Below are 2,358 nucleotides of genomic sequence, written 5' to 3'. Positions count from 1 at the left end.
TAAGCCCGGAGGTTCTCCTCATTCACAAGACCCAAACCGCGACGAACCTCACGGCCGGGTACAGCTAGTAGGTCGACGCGGACCTCGGAGGCCCATTCGAAAGCCGGCGGCACCCGTCTGCGCCGTCGGCCCAAACGTGCAAGGCCGCGTGCGTCCGCTGACGATCCCTATGCGCGCGCCGCCCGGTTGCGGCTCCTGAACGGGCGCCCACGTCAGGCCTCCGGCAGGTGCTACTCGGTCTCCTCGGAGGTGACGTGATGTGGCAGGCCGACGGGCTTCGACTCGCTCGAGCCGCGTTGTCGGAGGTAGATCGTGAACGCGACCATCGCGCCGACCGCGAGGAACTCTGATTGCCAGTTTTGGAGTGTCCGGTTCCAGAAGTCGGGCGACACGATGTAGTCCGTCCACGTGATGGGTGGGGTGCCGTGCATCGCATTGTCGTCGTTGGTCACGATGACGCCGCCGAGCGATTGCGCGAACCATGACAGGAGGAAGATCGTTCCCATCACCAGCAGCAGGGAGTTCGAGTAGATCCGCTGTCGAGCTCCTCCGGCCCGGGCCCAGGCGGGCGAGTCTGCTCGCGCGTGTGCGCCGACGCGTTGACTGCGGTCGTCTCCGACGCCTTCGTCGCCGGGCTTCTTGGACTCCGGGGAGCCTCTCTGGACGAACCAGATGGTGGCGAAGATGAACAGGAAGAACTGCAGGAACTCGGATTGCCAGTTCTCGGCGACGTCGACGAGGAACGCCGAAGAGGTGACGAACGGCAGATAGTCGATCGGGGCCTGGCCGTGGGTTATGAGCTCTTCGTTGTTGTAGGCGTGGCCCGCGATCGACTGGCCGACCAGCGCCAGCACGAAGATGATCAGGAATGCGAGGCTCAGCGCGTTGTCGCGCACGAACGCTCGCATCAGTGCCCCGTCAACGGCGTCGCGATCATGACGGTCAGCCCGACGACCACGATGCCCATCCACAACCAGAACATGACCCGCATGCCCGTCGTCCCGGTCGCTGCGCCGGCCTTCTCAGTCATGCGTCACCTCGCCTCCGATTCACGAAGCAGTGCGTCGACCGAGGGTGCGCGACCCCCGATGACCGCGCGTGCGCGTCAGCCGAGCTTGCCGAACGTCGCATCGATGTCGGCCATCTCCATCGCCGCGGTCGCTTCGATGAGCGCGATGAGGTCTTTGTCGGCGCCGGGGGCGAACTCCTCGGGCCGCTCCGGCGCGATCTCGATCGGCACGCCCGCCGGCGCCTGCTCGCTCGCGTCGAGCTGGGTGCCGTCCCCCGACGGTGACATGCCCTGGAAGATCTTCCCTGCCTCGGACTGGTCGCCGAGATCGAACGAGAACTGCTTGCTCTGCAGACCGAGGTCGAGGAGCCGCTTCACCTCGGGGAACCGCTCGGCGTTCGTCTTCGGGATCGGGAGGGTGCGCTTCCAGTTGACGCCCAGCGTCTCGAGGGCTTTGGCGTAGGCGTTCTCGTGCGCCTGATCACGGACGATCAGGTAGGAGATCGTTGAGCGTGCCGTCTTGTTGTCGGTCATCTCGTACAGCCGGCACTTCTGCAGGCGGCCGGTGGACTCGAGCATCAGGTTGTACAGCAGGTCCAGGACGAGGTTGCCGGAGTTGTAGACGTAGCTGCCGCTCCACGGGTTGCCGACCGCGTCCACGGGCAGAGCACCTTGAGCGCCGACGAGATAGTGATGGATGTTGCCGTTGTCCAGAGCGATGCTCAGCGGGGTGGCGCCGTCCGCACCCGGCTTGTCGACCGGGGCGCCCTTCCTGCCCTGATAGGAGGGGGATCCGTCCAGCAGGCGCGCGATCGTGGTGCCGATCAGCTCGACATGACTGATCTCCTCGGTTCCGATGCCCTGGATGAGGTCCTTGTAGGGCTTCGCGCCGGGGCCGCGAAAGTTGATGCTCTGGAACAGGTACTGCATCATCGTGCGCATCTCGCCGAACTGACCACCCAGGCCCTCCTGCAGCGCGTTCGCCGCCGCGGGATCGGGCTCGTCCTGTTCGATCGGGTTGATCAGGTTCTGCAGGTGAAAGTACATGGATGCCCCTCCGACGCCGGTCCGAGCCCTCACTCTGGCGGCGTGCGGGCGAGACGGCACCGGGATGGACACGACGGACACCGGGGCGTAGCATCCCGAACCCCGTCCTTCGCTCGGGTCGGCTCGTTGCGCGTGAACACCCTCTCGCCTGCACCCCAGGATGACGCGACGCATCGCGACGGCCGCCGGGATGCGTCAGGCGTCGTGACTGCCGGTCAAGTCCTTTTGAGTGGTGTATTCGGTCGCGTGTGATCCCTCGTGTTGTTATGCGGTGAGGGCGCGGTAGTCGGGTTCGGGGATCT

The 2,358-nt window shown here is 65.6% G+C and carries 3 protein-coding genes; all 3 read right to left on the bottom strand.

Features of this window, described 5'->3' with window-relative positions; translation table 11 throughout:
* Positions 1–230: 230 nt before the first annotated feature.
* On the bottom strand, positions 231–908 hold the full coding sequence (locus MJ607_RS19775; RefSeq protein WP_243077354.1) for a DUF6766 family protein: 678 nt from the start codon (positions 906–908) through the stop codon (positions 231–233).
* A complete protein-coding gene (locus tag MJ607_RS20125; RefSeq protein WP_279234934.1) occupies positions 908–1,030 on the bottom strand; it encodes a hypothetical protein in 123 nt (40 codons plus the stop codon). Before MJ607_RS20125 ends, MJ607_RS19775 begins: the two co-directional genes overlap by 1 nt.
* A gap of 75 nt (positions 1,031–1,105) precedes the next feature.
* Complete coding sequence (locus MJ607_RS19770) at positions 1,106–2,056, bottom strand: manganese catalase family protein (RefSeq protein ID WP_243077353.1); 951 nt, start codon at positions 2,054–2,056, stop codon at positions 1,106–1,108.
* Positions 2,057–2,358: the final 302 nt, after the last annotated feature.

It is taken from the genome of Microbacterium sp. SS28 (assembly GCF_022761035.1).
Lineage (GTDB): Bacteria > Actinomycetota > Actinomycetes > Actinomycetales > Microbacteriaceae > Microbacterium.
The sequence above is the reverse complement of the archived record's forward strand: the minus strand, read 5'-3'. Positions and strand labels throughout refer to the sequence as shown.